The sequence below is a fragment of the Lutibacter oricola genome, assembly GCF_900106565.1.
GTDB lineage: Bacteria > Bacteroidota > Bacteroidia > Flavobacteriales > Flavobacteriaceae > Lutibacter > Lutibacter oricola.
This window is the reverse complement of sequence record NZ_FNNJ01000010.1, coordinates 88,582-115,423: the sequence shown is the minus strand read 5'-3', so window position 1 is coordinate 115,423 and position 26,842 is coordinate 88,582. Positions and strand designations below refer to the sequence as shown.

The 26,842-nt window shown below is 28.0% G+C and carries 33 protein-coding genes and 1 riboswitch; of the genes, 14 read left to right on the top strand and 19 right to left on the bottom strand.

Annotation, left to right across the window (positions count from 1 at the left end):
- Window positions 1-95: 95 nt before the first annotated feature.
- From BLU40_RS17645 to BLU40_RS14955, 4 genes are read left to right on the top strand one after another with little or no spacing between them, the layout of a single operon-like run.
- Window positions 96-815: an RDD family protein gene (locus tag BLU40_RS17645; RefSeq protein WP_175454806.1), complete on the top strand. Its 720-nt coding sequence runs from the start codon at window positions 96-98 to the stop codon at window positions 813-815.
- Entirely contained in the window at window positions 816-1,430 is a 615-nt protein-coding gene (locus BLU40_RS17640; RefSeq protein ID WP_175454805.1) for a trimeric intracellular cation channel family protein, read from the top strand. It abuts the gene before it with no gap.
- Window positions 1,427-2,059 (top strand): NUDIX hydrolase, encoded by a 633-nt coding sequence (locus BLU40_RS14960; protein ID WP_090125403.1) that lies wholly within the window; start codon window positions 1,427-1,429, stop codon window positions 2,057-2,059. The genes BLU40_RS17640 and BLU40_RS14960 overlap by 4 nt, the downstream gene beginning before the upstream one ends.
- A gap of 39 nt (window positions 2,060-2,098) precedes the next feature.
- Window positions 2,099-2,926 carry a lysophospholipid acyltransferase family protein gene (locus BLU40_RS14955; RefSeq protein ID WP_090125400.1) on the top strand — a complete coding sequence of 276 codons (828 nt, stop codon included), beginning with the start codon at window positions 2,099-2,101 and terminating at the stop codon, window positions 2,924-2,926.
- A 44-nt stretch (window positions 2,927-2,970) separates the two neighbouring features.
- Here the strand turns inward: BLU40_RS14955 and BLU40_RS14950 are convergent, their stop codons facing one another.
- Complete coding sequence (locus BLU40_RS14950; RefSeq protein WP_090125397.1) at window positions 2,971-3,441, bottom strand: Dps family protein; 471 nt, start codon at window positions 3,439-3,441, stop codon at window positions 2,971-2,973.
- 123 nt (window positions 3,442-3,564) lie between these two features.
- On the opposite strand from BLU40_RS14950, the gene BLU40_RS14945 reads away from it, so the two are divergent.
- Window positions 3,565-4,509, top strand: a complete 945-nt coding sequence (locus BLU40_RS14945) for a LysR family transcriptional regulator (RefSeq protein ID WP_090125395.1) — start codon at window positions 3,565-3,567, stop codon at window positions 4,507-4,509.
- Here BLU40_RS14945 and BLU40_RS14940 read toward each other — a convergent pair.
- Together BLU40_RS14940 and BLU40_RS14935 are read right to left on the bottom strand one after the other, a co-directional pair.
- On the bottom strand, window positions 4,506-4,721 hold the full coding sequence (locus BLU40_RS14940; protein WP_090125393.1) for a hypothetical protein: 216 nt from the start codon (window positions 4,719-4,721) through the stop codon (window positions 4,506-4,508). The genes BLU40_RS14945 and BLU40_RS14940 overlap by 4 nt on opposite strands.
- Window positions 4,722-4,795: 74 nt before the next feature.
- Window positions 4,796-5,062: a hypothetical protein gene (locus BLU40_RS14935; RefSeq protein WP_090125390.1), complete on the bottom strand. Its 267-nt coding sequence runs from the start codon at window positions 5,060-5,062 to the stop codon at window positions 4,796-4,798.
- A gap of 548 nt (window positions 5,063-5,610) precedes the next feature.
- On the opposite strand from BLU40_RS14935, the gene BLU40_RS14930 reads away from it, so the two are divergent.
- A complete protein-coding gene (locus BLU40_RS14930) occupies window positions 5,611-5,976 on the top strand; it encodes a hypothetical protein (protein WP_090125387.1) in 366 nt (121 codons plus the stop codon).
- 45 nt (window positions 5,977-6,021) lie between these two features.
- Here the strand turns inward: BLU40_RS14930 and BLU40_RS14925 are convergent, their stop codons facing one another.
- The 4 genes from BLU40_RS14925 to nrdG form a co-directional block, all read right to left on the bottom strand.
- The gene (locus tag BLU40_RS14925; protein ID WP_090125496.1) at window positions 6,022-6,918 is read right to left on the bottom strand and encodes a carboxypeptidase-like regulatory domain-containing protein; all 897 of its coding nucleotides are present in this window, start codon (window positions 6,916-6,918) and stop codon (window positions 6,022-6,024) included.
- A 95-nt stretch (window positions 6,919-7,013) separates the two neighbouring features.
- Entirely contained in the window at window positions 7,014-7,385 is a 372-nt protein-coding gene (locus BLU40_RS14920) for a hypothetical protein (RefSeq protein WP_090125384.1), read from the bottom strand.
- Between the two features lie 29 nt (window positions 7,386-7,414).
- The gene (nrdD, locus tag BLU40_RS14915; protein ID WP_090125381.1) at window positions 7,415-9,277 is read right to left on the bottom strand and encodes an anaerobic ribonucleoside-triphosphate reductase; all 1,863 of its coding nucleotides are present in this window, start codon (window positions 9,275-9,277) and stop codon (window positions 7,415-7,417) included.
- Between the two features lie 3 nt (window positions 9,278-9,280).
- Window positions 9,281-9,730, bottom strand: a complete 450-nt coding sequence (gene nrdG, locus BLU40_RS14910) for an anaerobic ribonucleoside-triphosphate reductase activating protein (RefSeq protein ID WP_090125379.1) — start codon at window positions 9,728-9,730, stop codon at window positions 9,281-9,283.
- Between the two features lie 117 nt (window positions 9,731-9,847).
- Window positions 9,848-10,046: riboswitch (cobalamin riboswitch) on the bottom strand.
- A 103-nt stretch (window positions 10,047-10,149) separates the two neighbouring features.
- Here nrdG and tsaA point away from each other — a divergent pair.
- The 5 genes from tsaA (at window position 10,150) to BLU40_RS14885 (ending at window position 13,216) form a co-directional block, all read left to right on the top strand.
- On the top strand, window positions 10,150-10,641 hold the full coding sequence (gene tsaA, locus BLU40_RS14905) for a tRNA (N6-threonylcarbamoyladenosine(37)-N6)-methyltransferase TrmO (RefSeq protein ID WP_090125376.1): 492 nt from the start codon (window positions 10,150-10,152) through the stop codon (window positions 10,639-10,641).
- Between the two features lie 17 nt (window positions 10,642-10,658).
- Complete coding sequence (locus BLU40_RS14900; RefSeq protein WP_090125375.1) at window positions 10,659-11,666, top strand: adenosine deaminase; 1,008 nt, start codon at window positions 10,659-10,661, stop codon at window positions 11,664-11,666.
- Window positions 11,667-11,705: 39 nt separating this feature from the next.
- Entirely contained in the window at window positions 11,706-12,296 is a 591-nt protein-coding gene (locus BLU40_RS14895) for a hypothetical protein (protein WP_090125372.1), read from the top strand.
- Window positions 12,297-12,303: 7 nt separating this feature from the next.
- On the top strand, window positions 12,304-12,930 hold the full coding sequence (locus BLU40_RS14890) for a Crp/Fnr family transcriptional regulator (protein ID WP_090125369.1): 627 nt from the start codon (window positions 12,304-12,306) through the stop codon (window positions 12,928-12,930).
- 76 nt (window positions 12,931-13,006) lie between these two features.
- The gene (locus BLU40_RS14885; RefSeq protein ID WP_090125364.1) at window positions 13,007-13,216 is read left to right on the top strand and encodes a YgaP family membrane protein; all 210 of its coding nucleotides are present in this window, start codon (window positions 13,007-13,009) and stop codon (window positions 13,214-13,216) included.
- A 37-nt stretch (window positions 13,217-13,253) separates the two neighbouring features.
- Here BLU40_RS14885 and BLU40_RS14880 read toward each other — a convergent pair whose 3' ends face one another.
- The 5 genes from BLU40_RS14880 to BLU40_RS14860 all read right to left on the bottom strand — a co-directional run bounded on the left by BLU40_RS14880 (window position 13,254) and on the right by BLU40_RS14860 (window position 16,618).
- Window positions 13,254-13,664: a 6-pyruvoyl trahydropterin synthase family protein gene (locus BLU40_RS14880; RefSeq protein WP_090125361.1), complete on the bottom strand. Its 411-nt coding sequence runs from the start codon at window positions 13,662-13,664 to the stop codon at window positions 13,254-13,256.
- 5 nt (window positions 13,665-13,669) lie between these two features.
- A complete protein-coding gene (idi, locus tag BLU40_RS14875) occupies window positions 13,670-14,188 on the bottom strand; it encodes an isopentenyl-diphosphate Delta-isomerase (RefSeq protein WP_090125358.1) in 519 nt (172 codons plus the stop codon).
- 161 nt (window positions 14,189-14,349) lie between these two features.
- Window positions 14,350-15,510, bottom strand: coding sequence for a sensor histidine kinase (locus tag BLU40_RS14870; RefSeq protein WP_090125355.1), 1,161 nt, complete (start codon window positions 15,508-15,510; stop codon window positions 14,350-14,352).
- Between the two features lie 3 nt (window positions 15,511-15,513).
- Complete coding sequence (locus BLU40_RS14865; protein WP_090125351.1) at window positions 15,514-15,975, bottom strand: hypothetical protein; 462 nt, start codon at window positions 15,973-15,975, stop codon at window positions 15,514-15,516.
- A gap of 4 nt (window positions 15,976-15,979) precedes the next feature.
- Complete coding sequence (locus BLU40_RS14860; protein ID WP_090125348.1) at window positions 15,980-16,618, bottom strand: cobalamin B12-binding domain-containing protein; 639 nt, start codon at window positions 16,616-16,618, stop codon at window positions 15,980-15,982.
- Between the two features lie 223 nt (window positions 16,619-16,841).
- On the opposite strand from BLU40_RS14860, the gene BLU40_RS14855 reads away from it, so the two are divergent.
- Window positions 16,842-18,431 (top strand): peptide chain release factor 3, encoded by a 1,590-nt coding sequence (locus tag BLU40_RS14855; RefSeq protein ID WP_090125346.1) that lies wholly within the window; start codon window positions 16,842-16,844, stop codon window positions 18,429-18,431.
- Here the strand turns inward: BLU40_RS14855 and BLU40_RS14850 are convergent.
- The 7 genes from BLU40_RS14850 to BLU40_RS14820 all read right to left on the bottom strand — a co-directional run bounded on the left by BLU40_RS14850 (window position 18,424) and on the right by BLU40_RS14820 (window position 25,357).
- Complete coding sequence (locus BLU40_RS14850; RefSeq protein ID WP_090125343.1) at window positions 18,424-20,064, bottom strand: MutS-related protein; 1,641 nt, start codon at window positions 20,062-20,064, stop codon at window positions 18,424-18,426. The genes BLU40_RS14855 and BLU40_RS14850 overlap by 8 nt on opposite strands.
- Before the next feature lie 21 nt (window positions 20,065-20,085).
- Complete coding sequence (gene lgt / locus BLU40_RS14845) at window positions 20,086-20,907, bottom strand: prolipoprotein diacylglyceryl transferase (protein WP_090125340.1); 822 nt, start codon at window positions 20,905-20,907, stop codon at window positions 20,086-20,088.
- A gap of 38 nt (window positions 20,908-20,945) precedes the next feature.
- Entirely contained in the window at window positions 20,946-21,203 is a 258-nt protein-coding gene (yidD, locus tag BLU40_RS14840; protein WP_090125337.1) for a membrane protein insertion efficiency factor YidD, read from the bottom strand.
- A gap of 2 nt (window positions 21,204-21,205) precedes the next feature.
- Window positions 21,206-22,684, bottom strand: a complete 1,479-nt coding sequence (cysS, locus tag BLU40_RS14835) for a cysteine--tRNA ligase (RefSeq protein WP_090125334.1) — start codon at window positions 22,682-22,684, stop codon at window positions 21,206-21,208.
- 106 nt (window positions 22,685-22,790) lie between these two features.
- Window positions 22,791-24,281 carry a hypothetical protein gene (locus tag BLU40_RS14830; protein ID WP_090125331.1) on the bottom strand — a complete coding sequence of 497 codons (1,491 nt, stop codon included), beginning with the start codon at window positions 24,279-24,281 and terminating at the stop codon, window positions 22,791-22,793.
- Window positions 24,262-24,816, bottom strand: a complete 555-nt coding sequence (locus BLU40_RS14825; protein WP_090125328.1) for a hypothetical protein — start codon at window positions 24,814-24,816, stop codon at window positions 24,262-24,264. The genes BLU40_RS14830 and BLU40_RS14825 overlap by 20 nt, the downstream gene beginning before the upstream one ends.
- On the bottom strand, window positions 24,809-25,357 hold the full coding sequence (locus tag BLU40_RS14820) for an RNA polymerase sigma factor (RefSeq protein ID WP_090125325.1): 549 nt from the start codon (window positions 25,355-25,357) through the stop codon (window positions 24,809-24,811). The genes BLU40_RS14825 and BLU40_RS14820 overlap by 8 nt, the downstream gene beginning before the upstream one ends.
- Window positions 25,358-25,494: 137 nt before the next feature.
- Between BLU40_RS14820 and BLU40_RS14815 the strand changes: the two genes are divergently transcribed.
- Both BLU40_RS14815 and BLU40_RS14810 read left to right on the top strand, forming a co-directional pair.
- Window positions 25,495-26,208 (top strand): glycosyltransferase family 2 protein, encoded by a 714-nt coding sequence (locus tag BLU40_RS14815; RefSeq protein ID WP_090125321.1) that lies wholly within the window; start codon window positions 25,495-25,497, stop codon window positions 26,206-26,208.
- On the top strand, window positions 26,208-26,828 hold the full coding sequence (locus BLU40_RS14810; protein ID WP_090125318.1) for a lipid-A-disaccharide synthase N-terminal domain-containing protein: 621 nt from the start codon (window positions 26,208-26,210) through the stop codon (window positions 26,826-26,828). Before BLU40_RS14815 ends, BLU40_RS14810 begins: the two co-directional genes overlap by 1 nt.
- Window positions 26,829-26,842 lie beyond the last annotated feature (14 nt).

Sequence of the window (26,842 nt, the reverse complement as noted above, 5' to 3'; positions counted from 1 at the left end):
TGTAACCTAAATTTAGAAGAAATTCTAAATTTTGTTATTCAAGTTAACGAATGTAAAAAATCAAATTGTACCAGCCAAAAAGATTGTAGATAAAAATGGATAATTTTAGCATAGAAACTGCCCAAAACATAACAATTCAACAAAATGTTGCCTCTGTAAGTTTAAGAATTGGATCTTTCCTTATAGATTTAATAATTATAGCAGCTTATGGATTTTTAATGATGCTAATATTAAATGGATTAGATGCAGATGATTTTTCTAACAATCAAGTACTTTTTACACTAGTAAGTTTACCTGTATTTTTTTATAGTTTATTTTTTGAATCTTTTATGAACGGACAAACTCCTGGCAAATATTTCAACAAAATAAGAGTAACAAAAATAGATGGTTCTAAACCTACTTTTAGTAGTTATTTAGTTAGATGGATTTTAAAAGGAATTGATGTGAGTTTATCTTCTGGTTCTATAGGTTTACTAACTTTATTATTAAATGGAAAGGGACAACGTTTAGGAGATTTAGCCGCTTCAACCACTGTAATTTCAGAAAAAAAGGCAGTATCAATTAGTGATACTTTAAATGTAGATATTGCTGAAGGTTATGTTCCTACATTTCCACAAGTAACCGTTTTAACAGATAATGATGTACAAACTATAAAAGAATTGTACCTAAAAGCTATGCGAGCTGAAAACCATAAAACTATTTTAAAACTACATATTAAAGTTACAGAATTAACTGGTATTACAACAGACTTAAAACCTGTTGAATTTATAGATATTATTATTAAAGACTACAATTATTATACACAACAAATGTAAATGACACTTTTCGATTTTTTAGACATATCAGGTACAATAGCATTTGCTATTTCAGGAGCTTTAGTAGCTATGCGAAAACGATTCGACCCGTTTGGTGTTTTTATTATTGCATTTGTAACTGCCGTTGGAGGTGGAACTTTAAGAGATGTTTTAATTGGTAGAAATCCTGTTTTTTGGATGGCTAATATGGAATATATTTACGCTATTATGGCCGGTACCATTTTAACTATTATACTTAGAAAAAGGTTAAGGTATTTAAGTAAATCTTTATTTTTATTTGATACTATTGGTTTAGGGTTATACACCATTGTGGGTACCGAAATTGGAATTGAGTATAATTTTCATCCAATAATCTGTATTGCACTTGGTACAATGTCTGCATCTTTTGGTGGAGTAATTAGAGATGTTTTATGTAATAAAATACCGTTAATATTTAAAAAGGAAGTATACGCTACGGCAAGTATTATTGGTGGAATTGCTTTTTTAGTAATTTCTAATTACACTACAAACCAAAATGTTACTTACGTTGTAACATCGCTAATTGTTATTGCTATCCGATTAATTGCTGTAAGGTTTAAATTAGAATTACCTTCATTTTATACCACTAAACAATGAATTTCAATACATTTAAAAACACAATTGCTACGCTTCAACAAAATAAATTGGGAGGTTTAGATGCTCAATTTAAATTAGCACCTGCAATCCGTTTGAAATTTAACCATGAATTAATTGAGAAAGCAAACCCAAAAATTGCTGCAGTATTAGCCTTATTTTACCCAGACAAAAACAACGAAACTCAATTTTTACTAACCTTAAGAGCTAGTTACAAAGGCACACATTCTGCTCAAATTAGTTTTCCTGGCGGTAAGTTTGACAAAGTTGATAGCGATTTAAAAAGTACTGCACTTAGAGAGGCAAACGAAGAAGTTGGCCTTCACTTAAACGATACTTTTGTATTTAAAGAAATGACAAACGTGTACATACCGCCTAGTAATTTTATGGTAACTCCTTTTCTAGCAACTGTAGATTATAAGCCCAATTTTAAAATAAATAACGAGGTAGAACAATTAATTGAAGTTCCATTAAAAGATTTATTAAATAAAAATTCAATTTCAAAAACAACCATAACTACCTCATATGCAACAAACTTAGATGTTCCCTGCTTTAAATTTAACAATCAAATAGTTTGGGGAGCAACCGCAATGATGCTTAGTGAAATTAGAGAATTGTTTAATTCGCTGTAAAATGTGTAACTTTGTCTCAACAAACAAGCAAACCCATAAATGCCACTATTTAAAAGAAATCCATTTGGACATATACTTTTCATAAAAAGATGGATTATTAGAATTTTCGGAATTGTTTCTCACGGAAGATACAGAAGATTTAACAAACTCGAAATTGAAGGTTCTGAAATTATTAGAGATTTACCTGAAGAAAATGTACTATTTATAGCTAATCATCAAACATATTTTGCTGATGTTGCTGCTATGCTACACGTTTTTAACGCTTCTTTAAAAGGAAGAATAGATTCTATTAAAAATATAGGTTATATATGGGATCCAAAATTAAATATTTACTATATAGCAGCTTCAGAAACTATGAAAGCTGGACTATTACCTAAAATATTTGCTTATGTTGGTTCTATTTCTATTCAAAGAACTTGGAGAAGTCAAGGTAAAGATGTAAACCGCCAAGTTAAAATGAGTGATATTAGTAATATTAAAAAAGCACTTGAAGATGGTTGGGTAATAACATTTCCTCAAGGAACAACAACTCCTTTTAAACCAATTAGACGAGGAACTGCTCATATAATTAAAACCTATAAACCAGTAGTTGTACCGGTTGTTATAGATGGTTTTAGACGTTCTTTTGATAAAAAAGGATTACTTATAAAAAAACGAAACGTATTACAATCTATGGTTATTAAAAAACCAATGGAAATTGATTACGAAAACGAATCTATTGAAGATATTGTTAAAAGAATAGAATTCGAAATAGAACAACATCCATCATTTTTAAAAGTTATTACTCCAGAAGAGTATTTAGAAAGAGAAAATGATTTAAATCGAAAACGAAGATTTTGGAAACATCATCAAAAAAAGCCGCAATAGCGGCTTTTTTGTTTTTTTAGTTTTATGTAGTGTAAGAAAGGTGTTTATTGTAACCAAGCATTTAACATCCATACTGTTTTTTCTTGTTCAGCAATAAAATCGCTCATCATCGAGTTAGTACCTTCATCATCTGCATTATCAGACTCTTCTAAAATTGCTCTTTCAATTTTTAATAATTCAGCTAAAGAATTAACTACTAATTGAACAGATTCAACATCATTAGACACATTTTTGCCAACTGGCACACTTGCTTTTTCTGTATAATCTACAAAAGTATGTAGTGGTGTTCCTCCTAATGTTAAAATACGTTCAGCTATCATATCAATTTTCTCTTGAGAATCTGTATAAAACTCTTCGAACTTTACGTGTAATTCAAAAAAGTTTTTTCCCTTAATATTCCAATGCAATCCTCTTAAATTCTGGTAATACACTTGAAAATTAGATAATAAATCATTTAAACTTACTGTTAAATTTTCTGCTTTTACTTTGTTTAAACCTATTATTGTTGTACTCATTTTTATAAATTTTAATATTATTATTTCGTGTTATTTTCTGATACAAAATTGTTCAAAAAAAAGTGATAAATATTATAATTACAATTGATAGTTTTAATATCTTTATCATAAATATTTATAGTTATGACTATTACCCAGTTAAAGTACGTTTTAGCGGTTGCTGAATATCAAAATTTCACTGTTGCATCAGAACATTGTTTTGTTACACAACCAACATTAAGCATGCAAATTCAAAAGCTAGAAGAAGAATTAGACACTAAAATTTTTAATAGAAACAAAAAACCTATTCAATTAACAGAGGTTGGAGATAAAATTGTTGAACAAGCAAAAATTATTGTTGATGAAAGCAACAGAATTAATGATATTGTAGATCAACAAAAGGGATTTGTAGGTGGAGATTTTAAATTAGGTATTATACCCACTATAATGCCAACGCTATTACCTTTATTTTTAAAAACTTTTATTAAAAGATACCCTAAAGTAAATTTAAAAGTTGAAGAACTTACTACAGAAGAAATTGTAAAAAAATTAGCCGATGGCCATATTGATGTTGCCATTGCAGCTACACCTTTAGAAAACGAAGCAATAAAAGAACGTGTACTATATTACGAACCTTTTGTTGGTTTTGTACCAAAAGAACATAGATTGTACGAACATTTAAAACTTAAAGTAGACGATTTAGATGTAGATGATATTTTATTACTCGAAGACGGACATTGTTTTAAAGAAAGCATATTAAACCTTTGTAGCACCTTTGGAAGTAAAAATAGCCATTTTCAGCTACATAGTGGAAGTTTTGACACCTTGATAAAACTTTCTAAAGAAGGTTTAGGAATGACCTTATTACCTTATTTACAAACCTTAGATTTAAATGATAAAGAAAAAATTCATTTAAGAGATTTTACAGAACCTGTACCTGCTCGCGAGGTAAGTATAATATATCATAAATCGCAATTAAAAATACACCTTATAGAAGTATTAAAAAACACCATAGATAGTGTTATACGAGGCGTAATTGCTTTTAATGATGTAAAAATTATAAGTCCAATACAAAAAAAAGGAGCTTAAAAGCTCCTTTTTTTATTATTTTCTACCAAATTTAAACAAACATTGAGTTCTGGTTTATTTGAGGTGAACTCTTTTAACCATACTACTAATTCTTTTATTTCGTATGGTAATAATCTGTTTACTGCTTTTTCTAACTCTTTTTTAAATAAATCTTTATTAAAGCTAACTTTTTGAAGCACGGTTTTGGTATACTCGTACATTGCTCTTGCCATAAATTAATAGATTTTAGTTGGTATTTTAAAAACGTAACAAATACTACTTTTAGTATTTAAATTTACAAAAAAAATTACAATTTGTTAATTTTTTCTATCAAATTATTTGCTGAAGTCTCTAAATCTTTACCAATAGCTTTAAAGTGACTCTTTTTGTTTTCAACACCTTTTTCATTTAAACGCACAATTAAATCATCAAAAATAACAATTGCCTCATCTACAATTGCTTGTGGTCCTTTTACATCTCCTTTAGGATTTAAAAGTTCCCAAACTAAACACTCTTGAATAATATCACCTAATACGTAATTTATATCTTTCTTTAAATTTTTTATACTTGCCATAATGGTTATTTTAATTATATATACAAATGTACACATAATAGATTTAGTGAAATTTTAATTTATTGTGAAAATTTACTTAAAATTGACTTCAAATCTGTTAATCATTTAACAAAAACAATGCTTTACATTAAATTAATGTAGTTTTTAGCTGTTTTTTAAATATTATTTCTATTTTTGGATAACAAATGAAAGAATTCAACAATATATACAATCTATTACTAAACAATGTCAAGGCCATTATAGTCTCGACCTGTTCGTTTATTACCATGCATAATTTAAAACAGCAACCTGTATATATTAAAAATAGCACTTTCAATCCATTTGGGAAATGATACAAATAATAATCATATAAAAATATTAAAAAAGGTGCTTTTGTTAAAAGCATCTTTTTTTTTGCATTACATATTAATTAAAATAGAAAATTATGAAACAAGTCACCATTCAACAACAAGTAAAAATCGCATTTTATATGCTACGTACAATTTTAAATTCCACATACAAAGCACCAGTTCCAATACCCATTACAATAACTACTTAAAACTACAAACATGAAAACTTTCGAAAATAAAATTGCAAATCCTAATACAAACTTCACAGTTACAAAAAGTACAGTAAACAATAACAATGCATTGCTAAGTAACGTATTGTATACCGAAATGGAAAACTTTGTTAAAAAAGTTATATCAGAACATTCAGATATTGTTTATGCTACTCCTCGTTTATACAAGCTTCAAATTTTGAAAAATGCTTATTTAGATGAAAACTTATCAATTACAGGTCAAATTATTAAGTTAGACACAAAAGATTTACATTTTTCAATAGTTGTAAGCAAACTAAACAAATCTAATAAAGAAACAATTTGTAGAGCCACCTTTAAATTTCAATTAAAAAGTAGTGTCTCTATGGCATCATAATAAACTTAAACCAATTGCAGTTTAACATTTATAACTGCAATTGGTTTAAAAGTTAAAATTATAGCCAATTCCAATATTATGCTCTATATAATTTTCTATCTTATTAAATTTATAAAACATATTTATTTCTTTTAAAGAATATTTTACTTCTGTTTGTAATTGCCAATAGTTTTGCCAGTTTGTGGTTTTAAGAGTTGCTTTTATACCGTGTGGAAAATTTTGATTAACACCAATTGTATACCCATAATTTGAGTTATTTATAGAGTTATTTTTGAAATTAGATTTTCCAAACCCAGTGATTAAAATAGTATTTCTATTAAAAATTAAATTTTTAGTGAGGTTAACTTCTACTCCTACACTCTCAAAATCAACAAGGCTACCAACATTAATTTTAGAATATAAAGCTTTTACACCAACGTTTATTTTATTAAAATAGAAAATGTTTATTAAACCTAGTTCTGCATATAATTGATTATTCTTTTTGTTTTTTATTTGATATCCTAATTCAAATTTTGAAATAAACGGTAACGACAATAAGTATGGATCAAAGTATTTAATTGAAATACCATTCATAGAATGGTTTACTCCGCCAAAATAATGCAAACCTATATATCGAGGGTAAAAATAACAAAATGCAATTACCTCCTTCATTAGCAGTAAATTATCCTCTAAAACATACTCTTTCTGTTCATTGTTTTTTATAATTTCTACTTCTTTCGTTTCATATCCAACAAAACTTATTACTAACGTATTTATAGAGTCTGGAACGTGTAATTTAAAATAACCATCGAAATTTGTTTGCGTTCCAATTGAAGTTCCTTTAACTACAACTTGAGCTCCTGGTAAAGGTCCACTAGTATCTTTAACTACTCCACTAACATCTTTAGATTGACTAAAAATTATTTGTGTTAAAAAAAATAATGATAAATAATAAAATCTCATAGCTTGTTTGGTTTTATACAAGCTAAATTAAACCATATCGTAAAAAAGATATAGTTAGAATGAGTGAACTATACATTCCATTTAGTAAACAAGTATTAAAAGTTATTTAGCCATTCTCTAGAGCGGTTAATTGTAGAAAATATATTGAATTCAACAGAATCACTCAACACTAGTTCTTTATATAACATAGATAAAACAGTATTTTTAGGTGAATCAATTATTATGGCAATAAAAGTATTTTTATAAAGCAAAGAAGCTATGCTATTTGCTTCTGCAATTTTTTGAAGTTCATTAATTTTTACATTAAAAATAGCTTTAGTTGCATCTAAAATTATTTTTCTATTTTGTAATGTTGTAAACTCCTCTTTTAATGTAATTATATAATTTAAAATATCATGCGTACTAATTTCTCCTTTGAAATTAGTTTCAATAATATTTGTTGATTCATTATATTCTGAAAAAATCATATTTAACCCTAGAATTAACTAACAAGTTATTAATTTTTAATTAAACTTTGTTCTTTTAATAAATATTCATTTAACACTGCATTTCTTTTTTTTGAATTTACAACATGTTGTGGGTTTGTAGTTGTATGATAATGACGTAAATGATGCTCCGTTTGTCTGTGCGAACTAAAGCTTGATACTCGCTTTAAATAACCAATAACACGTGTACCGTAATCAACATCTGTACTACCACATTTGCTGCAACTAGTTAACGTACGTTTGTCTATATAACTACATTTATTACAAATAGTAATTTTTATATTGAAACAAAAATAATTACACCCAGCAACAGCTGCAGCATTAATTAGCTTTAGAAACCCTACTTTATTAGGCGCTTCTTCTAAATTTAAATGCAATGCAGATCCGCCATCTAAATATTGAATAGTTTCTTTACCATGCAGTAATATTTTATCTAAAGTATTCATTTCTTCATCTTCAACAGCATAAAAATATGAGTTATAACAATCTCTCGAGACCTTTAAACCATCTTCTCTATCCCATTTTGCATTTTTAACACCTAAATTTTCTGCAGGCACAAACTCGGTATTAAACATATAGCCATAATGTCTTTTCGCATCTTTATTAGCTTCGTAAATTACCTTTAATTTATTTTGAACAAAATCTTTATATTCAATAGTGTTCTGAGCTTTTATTCCTTGGCTTTCAGCAGCCTCAACCATACCATTAATACCTATGGTTAAAAATTGTTTATCTAACGATATAAAACCTGCTTGGTAAACAGGTAACATACCTGCTTGTTTATATTCTTCAATTAATTTTCTGTAAGCAACTTGATATTTATGAATTTTCTCAATTTCTAATTTTAAATCTTTTCCTTTTTGAACCAAACGATTCATATTTAATGTAATTACATTAATTGAACCCGTAGCCACACCTCCAGCTCCTAAAGAATAGCTAAAAGTATTATCGCTAATTTCATTTCTAAGTCTACAACAAGACGCTAAACTATCTGCATTTTCAGATTGATATATAAAAAATGAGTTTCCTTCACTCAATTCTTCAGCACACATAGTTGCAAACTCACTATCTACCGGTTTACCTTCATTTACCAACATAGCGGCTGTAACTACAGGAAAAGTTAATACAGCCTCTTTACGTTCTGCATTAAACCATTTCATAAAAAATTGTTGTGTTTTCTTTAAATTTTCCCAGCTTGGTCTAGTCATATCCGGAAAAACAAACTCACCAAACATACTATTAAAATAAGCCTCATCGTATAATGAAATATTCCAAAAAACAGATTGATAACCTCGTGCAGCTGCCGGTTGATTGATAGCATAAACCGCATGTTGCAAATGGTTAGCTACTAATTTACCGTTAGTTTCTAAATAATTATCGCCATAATCTTTACGAGCAAAATAATCGAAATACATTAAAAACTCTACGGTAGCTAAAGCGCCAGCAAATTGAGAGCTAATTGCGAAAACTAAATTCACAAATTCTCCGCAAAAGCTCTCCAAGTGCTGTGGTGCTTTACTTTCTCCTCCTAGTTTTGTTAACCCGTCAAACAAAAAAGGATACATACTTATTGAAACACAATAAGGTTTTAATGATGTTTCATCGTGCACATAAATTTCGTGATCTTCTATTTGGCGTATGTATTCATTAGACATTTCTTCGCCAAACAACTCACTTATTTTATTTTTAACTAAACTTCTATTTACCTGAATATTAATATCTTTATTTAATTCAGCCTCCATTGTTGCAATGTTTTTTGAAGTAACATTAGCGTTGGCATCTACCGCAGAACCATCTGCAGCATTACTAGAATTTATATAGTTTTCTATAAAATCTATTTTTTTTGAAAGTTGTTGTTCAGTTAATCTAATCATAGTTTAGTTTTTTAAAAATAAATGGTTTAGTGTATTGTAGGAATTAACTTTTTTAAATTGTTGGTTTGTTATAGGAGAATCTAAACCTCCTAATTCCTTTATCCAAGGCCCTGTTTTAATCCAGGTTAATTGGTCTAAAATTTGTTGTGAAACTTGTTCTTTGCCAGTATATAAGCAAGTTGTAAAGTTTAGAGTTCGTGCTAATTTCAAATACTTGATTAATTCTTTTTCATGCCATTCTCCTCCCATAAACAATATACAACTCGCTAAGTTTTTATACCGACTCAATGTTTTTATATACAACTCTTCTGTTAACTCACTTCCATTGTTTTTATTCCATAAATAGGAAGAATGGCAGCCGTCACATTTAATATTACACCCAGTAATAGTAAACGAAATACTAATTTCGCCAGGCACTTCTTGTAACGCAATGTTAATATCAGAGTAATTCATCTTAAATAAATTTATTATATTATTTAGTAAGCTTGATGCAATTATCAACCTTTCAGATTTCAAAAAATATTTGCTATCTCTAAAAAATATCTGTAAACCTTTCTCCCGAAAGTTTAACATACTTAATGAATATTGGCAGGTCTTCTGACTAACTTTAGTTTTACGCCTTCCCATCGTCAAATTTTGATAGTGGCAAAAGATTGTAAAACCTAATTTAAAGCTTACAGCTGCGGGAACAGTTTTGGAATTACACCAAATTCCCTTTTAATCCAAGTAATTGTATAATTACTAATGAACCAAATTCTTAACAAATTTATAAAGATTACCATTCAATTTTTAATAAGAAAGTTTAATCTTATTAACTACTTATAAACAATGTAATTTATCAAAAACATGTACTTTAGTATAAAAATAATAGAATGAAAGAGCATAAAATTATTCTAAACAGTATAGGAACAATTAAAACACCTTGGTTAACACCAGAAAACATGCCCATTCAACCAACTGGTGCTCAAAACACTAAAGGTACAATTATACTAAATAAAGAATATTCAAAAGGTTTAAAAAATATTGAAGGGTTTTCTCATATTATTTTAATTTACCACTTACACTTAATTAATAAACCAGAATTAGAAGTAATACCTTTTATGGATAAAAAATCTAAAGGAATATTTGCTACTAGATCTCCTAAAAGACCTAACAAGCTTGGAATATCTACTGTAAAAATTGAAAGTATTAAAGATAATATTATTCATATTTTAGATGTAGATATGGTAAATAATTCACCTTTATTAGATATAAAACCCTTTTTTGAAGATTTTGACAATCGTTTCAATACAAAAAAAGGATGGTTAGCCTCAAAAACTAAAGTTGCCATTGAAAATGTTAAATCTGACGATCGATTTAAATAAATAACTATTTTTGCCGAATGATTGAATTTATAAATAATCTACCAAAAGCTGAATTACATTTACACATTGAAGGATCGTTTGAACCTGAATTAATGTTTAAAATAGCTCAGAGAAACAATATTAAAATACCTTATAAAAGCATAAAAGAAATTGAAGAAGCTTATAAATTTAGCTGTTTACAAGACTTTTTAGATATATATTATCAAGGTGCTGGAGTGTTAATTACAGAACAAGATTTTTATGATTTAACATATAGTTACCTTCAAAAATGTGCTGCACAAAATGTAAAACATACCGAAATAATGTTCGATCCTCAAACGCATACGCACAGAGGAATTACTTTTGAAACTGTTATTAAAGGTATTTCTAAAGCTTGTAAAGATGCTGAAGAAAATTTAAATGTTTCTTCATTATTAATAATGAGTTATTTACGCCATTTAAGTGAAGAAGATGCTTTTAAAACTTTAGAACAATCGTTACCATTTAAGCATTTAATTACAGCTGTAGGTTTAGATTCTTCAGAAAAAGGAAATCCACCTTCAAAATTTAAAAATGTTTTTGAAGCTTCTATAAAACAAGGTTACATACCAGTTGCACATGCAGGTGAAGAAGGAGATGCAGACTATGTATGGGAAGCCTTAGATTTATTGAAAATTAAAAGAATAGATCACGGTAATAATAGTTTACAAGATGCTAATTTAATTAAAGAGATTATTAAACGTAACTTAGCTTTAACTGTATGTCCGCTTTCTAATACGGCATTAAAAGTTGTAGATAATTTAAAAGATCATCCGCTTAAAAAAATGTTAGAGTTAGGACTAAATATTACTATAAATTCAGATGATCCAGCATATTTTGGTGGTCAAGTAAACCAAAATTATATTGAAACTCAAAAAGCGTTAAACCTTTCAAAATCACAAATTTACCTGTTAGCAAAAAATTCTTTTAAGTATTCATTTCTTTCTGAAGAAAAAAAAGAAATCTATTTGTTACAGTTAGATGAATACTATAACAACAATAAGTAAATTTTAACATCGTTATATTTTATAAAACCATTATTTTTCATGTATAAAAATTGTTTAGCAATACTAGTTTTATGTTTAGTTACAACAACAGTATTTAGCCAAAAATCGAAAAAATTTAGCAATAAAGGAACTGTAAATGAACAGTTTGATTATTTATATAAAAATTCAAATAAATACCAAACTTATAAAGTTGTTGAAGCTAATTGGATTCTAAAACTTAAAAAAAATGTTTCAGACTCTATAAAAGCTTCAAAAGTTGAAATTAACAACAACTACAAAACTATAAAAGAACAAAAAAACAATATTAGCAATCTAAACAACTCATTAACAGAATCTAAAAACATAATAGATAAGCTTAATAATGAAAACCAAAGCATTTCGTTATTTGGTATTCAAATTGGAAAAGGCGTATTTAAAACTATTATGTTTAGTATAATTGGAGGTTTAATTGCACTACTAATTGTATTTATAGGTAAATTTAAACAAAGTAACAGTGTTACTAAAGAAATTAAGGCTAGACTTACTGAAACTGAAGAAGAATTTGAGAACCATAGAAAAGTTGCTTTAGAACGTGAACAAAAAGTTAGACGCCAATTACAAGACGAATTAAACAAGCAGAAAAAAGACTAATTTAAATATGAGTTTAGAAGTAATTAAACAAAATTTAGGTTTTCTAAATGAAAATCTATTAATAGAAATTGAAAAAGCTTCTAACATAGTTTCAATAGAAAAAAATAAAGAATTAGTTAGAGAAGGACAATTTATAAAAGTTATTCCTATTGTTATTGAAGGTTTAATTAAAGTATTTTCTAGGTATGAAGATAAAGAACTTCTACTCTATTATATAAAACCTTCCGAAAGTTGCATTATGTCTTTTTCTGCAATTCAAAAAAATGCACCTAGTGAAATTTTTGCAGTAACTGAGGAAGATACTAAAGTACTTTTGTTACCAGCTAACTTAATTCCTAATTGGTTAAAAAATTACCCTACATTAAATCAGTTATTTTACAAGCAATATAATGTTAGGTATACCGAACTTTTAAAAACAATAAATCACTTATTATTCGATAAATTAGATGTTCGAGTTTACAATTACCTTGTTGAAAAAAAGACTTTTACTCAAAAAAATCCGCTAAAAATTTCACACCGTCAAATTGCGAATGAATTAGGTACGGCGCGAGAAGTAATTAGCCGAATAATTAAAAAATTAGAATCCGAAAATAAGGTAAAACAGCATAGCAATGCTATTGAATTAATAAAATAGTGGTGACTATAGTCACTGCATAGCTTATTTGAACCCCATATATTTGCAATATATTAACTTTTAAAAATTTACTGATATGAATAAAAATATGGGATCTACCGATAAAATTATTAGAATAATAATAGCTCTTGGTTTAGCAGCTCTTTATTTTACAAACATAATTTCTGGCACTATTGCTATAATTGCCATAGTTGTTGCCGTAATATTTGTATTAACAAGCGTTGTTAGTATTTGTCCGCTATATTCAATTTTTGGAATAAATACTTGTAAAGTACCTCAAAAATAAAAGCATAAAAAAACCTGCTAATAATTAGCAGGTTTTTTTACTCACCAGTGTAAGTAACAAAATTTCTTGGCGTTTCGTACAAAGTTATTGACAACTCTAAATTGTCTGCAATTTTAGAACGCAACTTGTTCCAAATAACTACCGAAATATTTTCGGCAGTTGGGTTTAAATCTTTAAACTCTTCAACTTCTTCGTTTAAATTTTTATGATCAAATTTTTCTTCAATTTCTTTTTCAATTAGTTTTTTTAAAACTTTCATATCCATAACAAAACCTGTTTCTGGATGTATTTCTCCTTTAACCGAAACAATTAACTCATAATTATGCCCGTGATAGTTTGGATTAGCACATTTACCAAATACAGTAGCATTTCTAGCATCTGTCCATTCTGCATTATACAATCTATGAGCGGCATTAAAATGTGCCTTTCTATTTACGGTTACTTTCATTGCAATTACTTATTTATAAATTCATAATACTTGTCAAAAATAATTTTAAACCAAGCTGTATATATTTCAGGTTGCTTTTCCATATCCTGTTTAACAGCTTCTAAACTCATCCATTTAAAACTTTCAACTTCATCTTTATTAATTACAGGATCATTATTATAATACCCAACCATAATATGATCTAGTTCGTGTTCTGTTAATCCATTATCAAAAGGAGCTTTGTATATAAACGAAGTTTTTTCTTCCAATTCACAAACAAACCCCATTTCTTCTTGCAAACGTCTTTTACCAGCATCTAAATTTGCTTCACCATCACGTTGGTGACTACAACATGTATTTGCCCACAATAATGGCGAATGGTACTTTTCAGCAGCGCGTTGTTGCAGCATTAATTCGTTTTTATTATTAAATACAAATACCGAAAATGCTCTATGAAGCATTGCTTTTTCGTGTGCTTCCATTTTTGGCATTAAGCCAATTTGTTCATCGTTTTCGTTTACTAAAATTACTTGTTCTTCTTTCATTTTTTATTTTGAATTGCTACAAATATAGTTATTTATTGAATGAATTTAGAACTGAAATTTTAAAGATATTTTCTAAATTGTTTTATTGAATCCAATATCGAAAATTAAATAATTTAATAAGGTGTTATGAAAATAGTTATAAAATAAATAGTAACTAATATTTAGTACTTTGGTAAGGTAAATTTAAATTCACTTCCTTTACCTATTTCACTCTCAACCCAAATTTTTCCATTTTGATTCTCAATAAATTCTTTACATAGAATTAAACCCAATCCAGTCCCTTTTTCATCTGCAGTTCCTTTATTTGACAAATTACAATCAATTGAAAATAAGTTATTCAAATATTTAGACTCAATCCCAATTCCTGTATCTGAGATTATAAATAAAATATCATTTTCTAAATTTTTGGCTATTACTTTAACATTTCCATTAGGATAAGTAAACTTTAAAGCATTAGATATTAAATTTCTAAGTACAGTTTTCAACATTTGATTATCAGCTCTAACATAAAAAGTTGAATCTAGTTCAAACTCCAGATTAATATCTTTTGATAGTGCTATAGGTTCACAAAGTAATTGAACATCTAAAGATGTTTCATTAACATTTATTTTTGTAAAATTAGGAATTATTTTTCCTCTTTGCAGCCTTGTCCATTCCAATAAATTCTCTAATAACTCAAAAGTATTTTTAGATGAATCATGAATACTATGTGCTAATTTTTGAGTTTTATCTGTAGAGTAATATGGCGCTCCATCAGCTAGTAATTTACTAAAACCTAATATGGAATTAAAAGGGCTTTTTAAATCATGAGCAATAATCGAAAAAAACTTATCTTTTGTAACGTTTAATTCATGTAGTTTACTATTTACTTCCTCCAACTGTTTTAATGTAATTTCTAATAAGTTTTTTTCTTTAATTAATTTACGTTGAAGATTACTTACCTCTCTATTTAAATGATGCATTCTCTCATTCTGTTCAAATAACTGAGTTGTATTTGCTCCTCCAAGAATTAATATTTGATCATTTTTTCTATAAATATTAGCTTCAATACATACATTAATTGAATTATAATCTCCCAATGTTAAAAAACCACTAAAAATTAGCGGCTCACTATTTTCACAAGCTAATAACTTATTAAAACTTGGATTTATTAAACTTGCATTAGGCTCTTCAGTTAAAAATGCAGAAATAGCTTTATTAGCAAACAATAATGTTCCTTCTATATTAAATAATGCAATACAAAATGAATCGCTATTTAAAAGAGATGTATTTAACTCATCACTCCAATTTAGTATTATTTCTTTTATTTTATTGTTTTGCATTTATTAGTGAAAAGTATTGGTTGATTCAAGTTTTTCATCAGAAACCTTAACAAAAACAGGAATGTTTATTTGCATCCATTCATACAGAGGAAATATTTCATTATAACTTTCTTGTGATAAATGATTTAAAAGAATTTTCATCCATGCGTTCAACTGAGCAGACCAGTAATTAGTTGAAAAACCATGGCTTCTATAAGCTCTAAAAACCCATAAAATTGTTTCTACTAATACTTCTGAATTATAATTAGCCAATATTGAAGCTATAAACCTAACGTGATTTGAATGATTTTCTTGCATCATTTCAAAGTTATCTTTTCCAACTAATTTTTCTAAATCATTACGGTTTAACATTAATTTATTCATTTCAGCTATTAGTAATTCCGCTTTCAATTCATACTCCTTTGATGAAGAATTACTAACTTGTTTTAAGTTATTTGCTGTTTCTAAAAGATAATTTTTATCCATACTATTACAAGTTTTTTATAAATAAATCAGTGCTATTCAAATCTGGCTGGTAAATTATATTTTTATAATTCATCAATATTTCCTTACCTCCATGTCTAAATGCCTGTCCTCCTACTAAAATTGGTGTTTCTGAAAATTCTTGGCGTAATGCTTTAATCAATTTTTCTAACTCCGGTAAATGAAAATATATGCTTAAAGAAATGGCTATAATATCTGGTGAAATTGTTTTTGCAAAAGAAATTAAATCAAAAGTAGGTGTTTTAGCCCCTAAAAAATAAGATTTCCATCCATTCATTTCAAATATATCGCTAATCATTTTCGCTCCAATTTCGTGATGCTCATTTTCAACACAAGCCATCAAAACTTTTTTATCCTTTTTTTGTTTAGAAATTATAAAAAAGTAATGTTCATTTAAAATTGCTGAACAAATTGCAGATGAAAGGTGTTCTGTGGCTACACTTATCTTATTATACTCCCATAGTTCGCCTACAGTATACATAGTTTGTTTTATAATGTTTTCATAAATATCAATAATTGAAATACCATTCTCTATAAGCTTATTAACTATATTAGAACACTTTACACGACTACCTGTAAGTAATCCTTCTAAAAACTGATATTGAGTTTCATTATTTAACTCCATTAATTATATACACTTTATATAAATTTAAGAAAATTCTTTTTTATAACAGCAACCCAGTCCAATTTCTTAAATAAAAGAATCAACTTTCAAGTACTAATTCAATTCATACACATATTTCAACTAATAAAGCTTTTATTAATTAAAATAATCTTCTATTATGAGTACTTTAAACTTTAATATTTTTAATAAGAATACCATATATTTGCACCTCAAATTTTGACAAATGAGTTTTTTAGAAGAAATACAACGTAGACGAACTTTTGGTATTATTTCGCATCCAGATGCTGGTAAAACAACATTAACCGAAAAATTATTACTTTTTGGAGGTGCAATACAAGAAGCTGGAGCCGTAAAAAACAACAAAATTAAAAAAGGTGCAACTTCCGATTTTATGGAAATTGAACGCCAAAGAGGAATTTCTGTTGCTACTTCTGTATTAGCTTTTATTTATAAAAACAAAAAAATAAATATTTTAGATACGCCTGGTCACAAGGATTTTGCTGAAGATACTTTTAGAACCTTAACTGCTGTAGATAGTGTTATTGTTGTAATTGACGTTGCAAAAGGTGTAGAGGAACAAACTGAAAAATTGGTTGAAGTTTGTAGAATGCGTAAAATACCTATGATTGTTTTTATTAATAAATTAGACCGTGAAGGTAAAGATGCATTTGATTTATTAGATGAAGTTGAACAAAAATTAGGTTTACGCGTAACTCCCCTAAGCTTCCCTATTGGAATGGGGTATGACTTTAAAGGTATATACAATATTTATGGAAAAAAATTAAATGTTTTTTCAGCAGACAACAAACAAACTGTTTCTGAAGGTGTAGAATTTAATGATATTTCAGTTCCTGAATTAGATGAAATTATTGGAGGTACAGCAGCTGAAACACTTAGAGAAGAGTTAGAATTAGTTGAAGAAGTATACCCAGCCTTTGATAATGATGAGTATTTAGCTGGAGATTTACAACCTGTATTTTTTGGGTCAGCATTAAATAACTTTGGTGTTAAGGAGCTATTAGATTGTTTTATTGAAATTGCACCTTCACCACAACCAAAAAAATCTGAAGAACGTTTAGTAGATTCTAAAGAAGAAAAATTATCTGGTTTTGTATTTAAAATTCACGCCAATATGGATCCTAACCATAGAAACCGTTTGGCTTTTATAAAAATTGTATCCGGAACTTTTAAACGTAATGCACCTTATTTGCACGTACGTTTAAATAAAAAAATGAAATTCTCTAGTCCAAATGCCTTTTTTGCTGAAAAGAAAGAAATTGTAGATGAATCATTCCCTGGTGATATTGTTGGTATTCAAGATACTGGAAACTTTAAAATTGGAGATACTTTAACCGAAGGTGAAAACTTAAACTTTAAAGGTATTCCTAGTTTTTCTCCAGAACATTTCCGTTATGTTAATAATGCAGATCCTTTAAAATCTAAGCAGTTGTACAAAGGTTTAGACCAATTAATGGATGAAGGTGTTGCACAGTTATTTACATTAGACTTAAACGGACGAAGAGTAATTGGTACTGTTGGAGCCTTACAGTATGAAGTAATTCAATACCGTTTAGAGCACGAATATGGCGCTAAATGTAGTTACGAAAACTTACCAGTACATAAAGCTTGTTGGGTTGAACCAGAAGATCCTAAAAACGAAGAATTCAAAGAGTTTAAGCGTGTAAAACAACGTTTTTTAGCAAAAGATAAACAAGGTCAATTAGTATTTTTAGCAGATTCTGCTTTTACTATTCAAATGACACAAAGTAAATACCCAAGTGTAAAACTTCACTTTACAAGTGAGTTTAATTAAAAATAGTTTCAGTTTTTCGGGCGTTTTCAATAATTTCGGAAGGATACTTATACAATTCTAAAATCTTAATTGCATTTCTAGTTTTAAGTTTTCCTTCTTTTAATTTATGGTCGAATATCAGGTTGTTATTATCTATACTTTCAGAAAAATGAAATAGTTGATATTTTTCAATTTTTAACAAATCGGTTAATTCAATGTCGTGTGTAGAAACTAATACAACATTGTTGCCTTTATTTAAAAAAGACAAAATTGCCTTTCCTCCAGAAATTCGCTCAACAGTATTGGTTCCTTTAAAAATTTCATCTAAAATAATTAAGCAGGGCAAAGTATTTTCTGTTGAAGAAATTAACTCTTTAATAGACAAAACTTCTTCTAAATAATAACTTGTACTATCTAACAAATCATCTGAAATTTTAATTGATGAATAAATTTTAAAATAAGGTGCTTTGTATTTAGTAGCAAAACAAATATTTAATGTTTGAGCCAAAACACTATTAATTCCTATAGTTCTAATAAATGTAGTTTTACCAGACATATTAGATCCTGTAAGCAGTAAACTACTATCAACTATTTTAAAATTATTTGGAATACAATTTTTAATTAATGGATGCTCAATTTCAACAGTATTAATTGTGTTTTCTTTTGTAAATTCTGGCGTGCACAATTTTAAATTCCCATCTTTTAGAGACGCTGTAGAAATAGCCGCATCTACTTCACCAATAAAAAGATACATTTTCTCAATACTTTCCTTTTCTTTAGTAATACCGTCAATAAAACTATAAAACAAAATATACTCTACATTGAATTGAATTTTAACAATTTCAATAATAAACCAAAAAATAAAAGCAAATTCATTACTTAAATTCTTTTCAAAAGAAATAAATGCGGTTTTTAATTGAACAGAATTTGCTTTATGTATAAAAGATACATCTTTAAAATAAGCCTTTAATTCAGTAATTGTTATTAGAGATTTTGATACTCTTAACGCAATTGAAAGCTGACTTACTCCATTTAAATAATAATTAATATTCCCCTTATTTTTATAATGAAAAAAGGAATTAACTACTAAAATTGGTACTAAAGCTAAACTACAAATTGGATAAAAAAATGCGCCTATTATTGAAGCTAGCGCTAAAACAGATAATACTTTTAAAAGTGTTAATACTTTAGGTTTTTTAACTTGTTCACCATTTATTAATTCCTCAAATGCATAAGCATCATATGAATCTAAATTAGATAACATAAATTGACACTTTAAAGCTATTTCTCTATTATTTTGAAAAAACGAAACTCGTTTATCAAACTCTTTCAAGTTTTCTAAACCTTCAATGGTTCGTAATTTAAAGTATAAAAACTGTTGTCCTATTTTTGAAGTTGTTCTATCAACAAATTTAAAAACATCATCTATATCAAGATCAATACTAACTTTGTCAGATATTTTATGATAATATTTTAGAGTAGAATTATCAAAGTATCTTCTAATTATATCAAAGTTGTAATATTCATCAGCCTTGGGTTTACCCCAATTTTCAGCTAATTTATTACGCAGTTTTTTATACCTATTTTTACTAGCGTAATTAGATATTAAATAATAAACAATAATTACAGCAATAACTCCTAAAGCCCAATTCATAGCAGATGGTTTTAGAAATTATTAAGCCTTTGTTTTTCTATACATAAAATATAAACCTCCTAATACTAACGGAATACTTAATACTTGTCCGGTATTTAAACCTAAAACCCAATCTTCTCTACCTTCAACTTGAGCTTCTTTAAAGAATTCAATTAGAAATCTGGCTGAAAATGTTAGCGCAAAATACAACCCAACCAAATAACCAGGTTTTTGCTTTTTATCTGTTTTCCAATATACAAACCATAAAATTGCAAATATTACTACATAACAAATTGCTTCGTATAACTGTGCCGGATGACGCGGAAAACTTTCACCTAAACGCTCAAAAACAAAACCATAATCACTACCTGTTGGTTTTCCAACAATTTCAGAATTCATTAAGTTTCCTAAACGTACAAAAGCTCCACCAATGGCAGAAGGCAAAACAATTCTATCTAAAATAAATAAAATTGGTTTTTTTAACACTTTTTTACTAAAATAATACAATGCTATAATTACTCCAATTGCTGCTCCGTGACTTGCTAAACCTGCAAACCCTGTAAATTTAAAACTTGGCGAAAACTGAAAAGGTAAAATTACTTCTAAAGGTCTTTCTATTAATGCTGCTGGCTCGTAAAACAAAAAATGTCCTAACCTAGCTCCAATTAAAATAGACAATACCATATAAATAAATAATGAATCTAATTTTTCTAATTCAATTTTATCCTTTATAAATACGCGTTTCATTATTTGCAATCCTAGTACAAATGCAATAACAAACATTAAACTGTAATAACGTATTGCAATCGGTCCGATTTTAAATAATTCTGGAGCCGGATTCCAATTTATTTGAAGTAAAGTCATTCTAATTTTTTATTAATAACTGTTTAACAGTTTAATTATTATTTATCTTTTTTAATTTCTTCTTTTTCTGGAACAGGATCGTAACCACTACCACCCCACGGATGGCAACTACCAATTCTTTTAATAGCTAATAAACCACCTTTAAAAAAACCGTGTTTTTGCAAAGCTTCTAATGAATAGCTTGAACATGTAGGTGAATACCTACAAGCCGAAGGCGTGTATGGCGAAATAGCTGCTTGGTAAAAACGTACCAACCATATAAATGGAATTGCTAATATTTTGGCTACAGATTTCAAAACTAATTTACAGAAAAAGTTGTTCCGTCTTTTCCGTCTTTTAATTGAATACCTAATTCAGCTAATTCATCTCTAATTTTATCTGAAAGTGCCCAATCTTTATTCTCACGTGCTTGTTTACGCATACCAATTAACATTTCAACAACACCAGAAAGCTTATCTGAACTATCTTGTTGCAATTCATTCTGAAGTCCTAAAACATCAAAAACAAAGGCATTAATTGTAGCTTTAAACTCTTCTAAATCTTCAGCAGAAATGGTTGCTTTCTTTTCTAGTAAAACATTCACAAATTTTACAGCCTCAAATAAATTTGCAATTAAAACAGGTGTATTAAAATCATCGTTCATAGCATCGTAACATTTCTGTTTCCAAGCTTTAATATCTAACGATGATTCTTTACTAGTTTCAATTTTATCTAATGATGAAACGGCTTCCATTAACTTTACATACCCTTTTTCTGAAGCCTCTAAACCTGTACTTGTAAAATCTAAAATACTGCGGTAATTAGCCTGCAACATAAAAAAACGCGTTGCACTAGGACTAAATGCTTTGCTTAAAATTTCATTATCTCCAGAAAAAATTTCGTTTGGTAAAATATAATTCCCTGTAGATTTAGCCATTTTTTGACCATTTAAAATTAACATATTAGCGTGCATCCAATAATTTACGGGATTTACACCATTTTTAATTTTGGATTGTGCAATTTCACACTCGTGATGTGGGAATTTTAAATCCATTCCACCACCGTGAATATCAAAAGTTTCACCTAAGTATTTTGTGCTCATTGCTGAACATTCTAAATGCCAACCAGGAAAACCATCGCTCCAAGGCGAAGGCCAACGCATAATGTGGCGTTCGTCTGCTTTTTTCCAAAGTGCAAAATCTTGTGGGTTTTTCTTTTCACTTTGCCCATCTAACGTTCTTGTATTATGAATAGAATCTTCAATATTTCTTCCTGAAAGAATTCCGTAATGTTCAGTTTCATTGTATTTTAAAACATCAAAATAAACAGAACCATTTACTTCATAAGCCAACCCTTTTTCTAAAATATCTTTTATAATCTCAATTTGTTCCACAATATGCCCTGTAGCTGTAGGCTCAATACTTGGTGGTAAATTGTTTATTTTTTGAAGTGTTTCGTGAAAGTCTACCGTATAACGTTGTACTACCTCCATTGGCTCTATTTGCTCTAAACGTGCTTTTTTAGCAATTCTATCTTCACCAGCATCTGCATCGTTTTCTAAATGACCTGCATCTGTAATATTACGTACATAACGTACCTTATAACCTAAATGCTTTAAATAACGGAAAATCATATCAAAAGACATAAAAGTTCTAACATTACCTAAATGTACATTGCTATAAACCGTTGGTCCACAAACATACATACCAACTTTACCTTCAACAACTGGCTTAAATTCTTCTTTATTTTTACTTAAAGAATTGTAGATTTTTAACGTATTTGATTTGTAAATTTCCATTAATATTTTATTGTTTTTGAAGTTGTAAAGATAAAAACAATTACGTAATGGAAAAATTATACTTCAATAGGATTTTGAAGTTTTAAAAAGAAGTTATTTTTACAATTTAGTTTACTTTTGAGTTACTATAAATTGTAGTTAAAATTAGCTTATTCGAAGCATTTTTGTCTTTACTATAACCATTAATTATTCTTACGCCATCCATATTTTTTTCGTTAACATTTTCTAATATAGCATCTAAATCAATTGTTGATTTTTTACCATTAATTTGAAAAACATACGCTGCGTTAGATAGATTTAAATTTCCTTTTGTATAATCTAAAACTACATTTAAATTATTAAACTCTGGAACAACCTTTAGCACCTCTATTTTACCAAACTTTTGACTTAAAGCCACGTTCTCACCAACTTCATTAATTATTACATTAGATGAGTTTGAAAACAAACTAGCATTTGAAAACGTACCAAATGAAGCATTTGGCACGTTTTTTAATGTAATATTTCCTGAATTTAATGTATTAATTATAACTGGTGTGTTTTCAAAAATAATATTGTTTTTTTCGCCTTCAATTATTCCTCCAAAAAAATTACCATACTTAACAGTTGCAGACATTTTATTGTTAGATTTTGGTACTTTTAGTTTTCCGTGTCTAACATTTAAATTGAATGTAGCTTTTTTAGGTACTTTAATTTTTATTTTTTTAGTAATCTTTATTTTAGATTTATCTATTATATCATCTGTTGAGTACGAAAAATGATAATTATAAGATTTATTATTTTTTGGTTTCTTTACTTCTTTTCTAGCTTTTAACTCTTTATTATCTTTAAAATGCTTTCTTAATTTCTCAGCTTGTTTTCTTGCCTCTTCAATACTTTTTCTAAATTCTTCGCTGTTTCTCATATTTTCAACATCTCTATACCATCTAGATTCTTTCATTTTTTTTGCGTACTCTTTAGATTGAATTTTAAATCTCTCAACTTTCCTTTTATAATCATCAGTACTTTTTAAAGAATCAATTCTCTTATGCCAATCACTATTTTTAAAATGCTTAACCTGGTTTTGAATACGCTCTTTGTATTTTTTTAAATAGGTAGAGTCTTTTTTATACGCATCATAATCAAAATGAAATTCTTGAATTTCTATTTCTGGAATTTCTATTTCAAATTCCGGCATCTCAGGTATTTCTATAAGTTCAGGCATTTCTGGCAACTCTGGTAATTCTGGCATTTCAAAATGAGGAATATCTGGTATTACAATAGTATGCTCAAAATCGAAATCATTTCCAAAGAAAAAGCTATTTGCTAACGATGTTACTTTTACTTTACTTTTATTACCTAAAGCTTCAAAACTCCATTTGTCCATTAGTTTTTTTGCTTCTTTTTCTGAAACTCCCTCTATTTCTATAGTAGCTTCAATAGAAACTTCGTTTCTATTCCAAGTATCAATTACAACATCGGAATGCGATGTATTTACCACAATATTTACGTCTGAGTTTACATTAAAACTCTCTTCAATTTTTTTATTAAATGTTTGAGCCTGAAGCCCAAAAGCAATTAAAAGAATGCTTATTGTTAATTTATATGTTATTCGTTTCATTTTTTAGTTTGTTAACTGTTTTTAAATTGTTTAACTGTTCTTTAAGTTGATACAATAATTTTAAACGAAGTTGTAAATTATCAATTAAAGCGTTGATTATTTTCTCATTAATACCATCGGTATTTAAATCGCTTGTTAAATCTTTATAATCGTTATCTAACTCACTTATTTTTTCTAAATAACCATCTAAAAGCTCTTTGTTTTCTGCCGTTTGTTCTAATTCTAAAATCTCTGATTGAATACTTGCTAAATAAAAATTTTCTACCTTTTTTAATTCTGGAGAAACACTTCCTAAACTATCAAATGTTTTTGCTAGTTTTGGTTCAACGGGATTTGTATTAAAGAAATATATGGAAACAGCTAAACCAATTAATATTGTAATTGATGCGGCAATTTTCCAAAAACCGAAACCATTTTTTTGCTCCTGATGCAATTCATTTTTTAATCTTGCTTCAAAATTAATTCTATGATTATTAGATAGGTTTAAGTTTTCTTCAACCTTGTTTTTTAATATTTCTCTTAAATCTTTAGACATATTTAAAATCTTTAAATTGATTTTTCAACTTGTTTTTACCTCTCATTAACTGCGAGCGCGAAGCTACTTCAGTAATGTTTAAAATTTGCGATATTTCTTGATGATCATACCCTTCAATTAAATACAAGTTTAAAATGGTTTTGTATTTTTCAGGCAGTTGATTTATTGTTTGCAACACTTTTTCAATTGTTGTTTCATCTTCTACCATCCAATCATCATTATCGGCTAATTTCAATTCTTTCTCTTCAATTGATACCAACTCAATTCTTTTCTTTTTCAAATAATCAATGCATTGATTAATCACAATTTTTTTTATCCAGGCACCTATAGTAACTTCATTTTTAAAACTGTTAATATTTTTAAACACCTTTATAAAAGCATCTTGCATAACATCTTCTGCAATTACTTTATCTTTAACATAGCGTTTGGCAACTATAAACATAGCTTCGCAATACAAATCGTACAATTTCATTTGTGCTTTTGCGTTGTTATGCCTACAACCTTCAACAATTTTAGCGTTTATACAAACAGTTTTATTCATTAAGTTGGTTACTTCTATTTTTAAAGACGAAACAATATTTTAAGTGTTGCACAATTATCAAAATAAATATTTTAAATTTACCGAAATTTTTTATTAAGTCGCTTTTGTCTTAATTTTTAAAAACCACCTAATTAATAATGAGTTATCAATTTACAATTGTTGTTCCTGTATATAATGAAGAAGATAATTTAAAACGAGTTGAAGAAGAACTAACAAAATATATTAATATTGCTTCAAAAAAAACAAAGGTTTTATTTGTAAATGACGGAAGTAAGGACAAAAGCCAAGATTTAATTGAAGAAATTTGCACTAATAATCCTGACTTTACATTTATTAGTTTTGAAAAAAATTGTGGTTTAAGTGCTGCAATTACAGCTGGTTTTAACAATACAGATACTGAGTTGGTAGGTTATATTGATAGTGATTTACAAACTGCTCCTGAAGATTTTAACCTATTACTTAAAGAAATTAATGAGTACGATTTAGTTACTGGTGTTAGAGCTAATAGAAAGGATAGTTTTGTAAAAAACATGTCTTCTACAATTGCTAACGGTATAAGAAGAACTTTTACCCACGATGGTATGGACGATACTGGTTGCCCATTAAAAGTAATAAAAACTGAATATGCTAAAAACATACCTATGTTTAAGGGCTTACACCGTTTTTTACCTGCAATGATTTTGTTACAAAACGGAAAAATAAAACAAATACCTGTACAACATTTTCCGCGTATTGCTGGAGAAGCTAAGTTTGGTGTTTGGAACCGACTTTTAGGACCGTTAATGGATTGTTTTGCTTATTTATGGATGAAAAAAAAATATGTAAATTACCAAATAGCTAAAAAAGGTTAATGAGTAACTGGGTAATTTATAGTGTTGGTTTTTTAGCTCAAATACTTTTCTCTGGAAGGTTAATTTTACAATGGATTTTATCTGAAAAAAGTAAAAAAGTTTTAACTCCTTCATTATTCTGGAAACTCAGTTTAATTGCTTCTTTTATGTTATTTGTATATGGCTATTTACGTGACGATTTTGCCATTATGCTTGGTCAAGCACTTACCTATTTTATATACATTAGAAATTTACAATTACAAGGGGAATGGAAAAAAGCTCCTAAACTATTACGCTTTTTCTTATTAATTTTCCCTGTTTTACTAGTTATTTACTCGTACAATAATAATACGTACGATATGGTTAAACTTTTTCAAAATAACGCCATACCAACTTGGTTATTAGTTTGGGGAAGCATTGCACAGGTAATTTTTACACTACGTTTTATATACCAATGGATTTATTCTGAAAAAAATAAAGAATCTTCTTTGCCTTTTGGATTTTGGCTACTTAGTTTAATTGGCTCAATTATGATATTGATTTATGCCGTTTTGCGAAAAGATCCTGTTTTACTAGTTGGTCATTTAATGGGTTCTGTTATTTACGTTAGAAACATTATTATTCTAAAAAAACAAGATTAATACATTTTAAGCTT

Coding starts and splice junctions, on each gene's coding strand:
- BLU40_RS17645 (WP_175454806.1), top strand. CDS start 96: ATGGATAATTTTAGCATAGAAACTGCCCAAAACATAACAATTCAACAA.
- BLU40_RS17640 (WP_175454805.1), top strand. CDS start 816: ATGACACTTTTCGATTTTTTAGACATATCAGGTACAATAGCATTTGCT.
- BLU40_RS14960 (WP_090125403.1), top strand. CDS start 1,427: ATGAATTTCAATACATTTAAAAACACAATTGCTACGCTTCAACAAAAT.
- BLU40_RS14955 (WP_090125400.1), top strand. CDS start 2,099: ATGCCACTATTTAAAAGAAATCCATTTGGACATATACTTTTCATAAAA.
- BLU40_RS14950 (WP_090125397.1), bottom strand. CDS start 3,441: ATGAGTACAACAATAATAGGTTTAAACAAAGTAAAAGCAGAAAATTTA.
- BLU40_RS14945 (WP_090125395.1), top strand. CDS start 3,565: ATGACTATTACCCAGTTAAAGTACGTTTTAGCGGTTGCTGAATATCAA.
- BLU40_RS14940 (WP_090125393.1), bottom strand. CDS start 4,721: ATGGCAAGAGCAATGTACGAGTATACCAAAACCGTGCTTCAAAAAGTT.
- BLU40_RS14935 (WP_090125390.1), bottom strand. CDS start 5,062: ATGGCAAGTATAAAAAATTTAAAGAAAGATATAAATTACGTATTAGGT.
- BLU40_RS14930 (WP_090125387.1), top strand. CDS start 5,611: ATGAAAACTTTCGAAAATAAAATTGCAAATCCTAATACAAACTTCACA.
- BLU40_RS14925 (WP_090125496.1), bottom strand. CDS start 6,918: ATGAGATTTTATTATTTATCATTATTTTTTTTAACACAAATAATTTTT.
- BLU40_RS14920 (WP_090125384.1), bottom strand. CDS start 7,385: ATGATTTTTTCAGAATATAATGAATCAACAAATATTATTGAAACTAAT.
- nrdD (WP_090125381.1), bottom strand. CDS start 9,277: ATGATTAGATTAACTGAACAACAACTTTCAAAAAAAATAGATTTTATA.
- nrdG (WP_090125379.1), bottom strand. CDS start 9,730: ATGAATTACTCTGATATTAACATTGCGTTACAAGAAGTGCCTGGCGAA.
- tsaA (WP_090125376.1), top strand. CDS start 10,150: ATGAAAGAGCATAAAATTATTCTAAACAGTATAGGAACAATTAAAACA.
- BLU40_RS14900 (WP_090125375.1), top strand. CDS start 10,659: ATGATTGAATTTATAAATAATCTACCAAAAGCTGAATTACATTTACAC.
- BLU40_RS14895 (WP_090125372.1), top strand. CDS start 11,706: ATGTATAAAAATTGTTTAGCAATACTAGTTTTATGTTTAGTTACAACA.
- BLU40_RS14890 (WP_090125369.1), top strand. CDS start 12,304: ATGAGTTTAGAAGTAATTAAACAAAATTTAGGTTTTCTAAATGAAAAT.
- BLU40_RS14885 (WP_090125364.1), top strand. CDS start 13,007: ATGAATAAAAATATGGGATCTACCGATAAAATTATTAGAATAATAATA.
- BLU40_RS14880 (WP_090125361.1), bottom strand. CDS start 13,664: ATGAAAGTAACCGTAAATAGAAAGGCACATTTTAATGCCGCTCATAGA.
- idi (WP_090125358.1), bottom strand. CDS start 14,188: ATGAAAGAAGAACAAGTAATTTTAGTAAACGAAAACGATGAACAAATT.
- BLU40_RS14870 (WP_090125355.1), bottom strand. CDS start 15,510: ATGCAAAACAATAAAATAAAAGAAATAATACTAAATTGGAGTGATGAG.
- BLU40_RS14865 (WP_090125351.1), bottom strand. CDS start 15,975: ATGGATAAAAATTATCTTTTAGAAACAGCAAATAACTTAAAACAAGTT.
- BLU40_RS14860 (WP_090125348.1), bottom strand. CDS start 16,618: ATGGAGTTAAATAATGAAACTCAATATCAGTTTTTAGAAGGATTACTT.
- BLU40_RS14855 (WP_090125346.1), top strand. CDS start 16,842: ATGAGTTTTTTAGAAGAAATACAACGTAGACGAACTTTTGGTATTATT.
- BLU40_RS14850 (WP_090125343.1), bottom strand. CDS start 20,064: ATGAATTGGGCTTTAGGAGTTATTGCTGTAATTATTGTTTATTATTTA.
- lgt (WP_090125340.1), bottom strand. CDS start 20,907: ATGACTTTACTTCAAATAAATTGGAATCCGGCTCCAGAATTATTTAAA.
- cysS (WP_090125334.1), bottom strand. CDS start 22,684: ATGGAAATTTACAAATCAAATACGTTAAAAATCTACAATTCTTTAAGT.
- BLU40_RS14830 (WP_090125331.1), bottom strand. CDS start 24,281: ATGAAACGAATAACATATAAATTAACAATAAGCATTCTTTTAATTGCT.
- BLU40_RS14825 (WP_090125328.1), bottom strand. CDS start 24,816: ATGTCTAAAGATTTAAGAGAAATATTAAAAAACAAGGTTGAAGAAAAC.
- BLU40_RS14820 (WP_090125325.1), bottom strand. CDS start 25,357: ATGAATAAAACTGTTTGTATAAACGCTAAAATTGTTGAAGGTTGTAGG.
- BLU40_RS14815 (WP_090125321.1), top strand. CDS start 25,495: ATGAGTTATCAATTTACAATTGTTGTTCCTGTATATAATGAAGAAGAT.
- BLU40_RS14810 (WP_090125318.1), top strand. CDS start 26,208: ATGAGTAACTGGGTAATTTATAGTGTTGGTTTTTTAGCTCAAATACTT.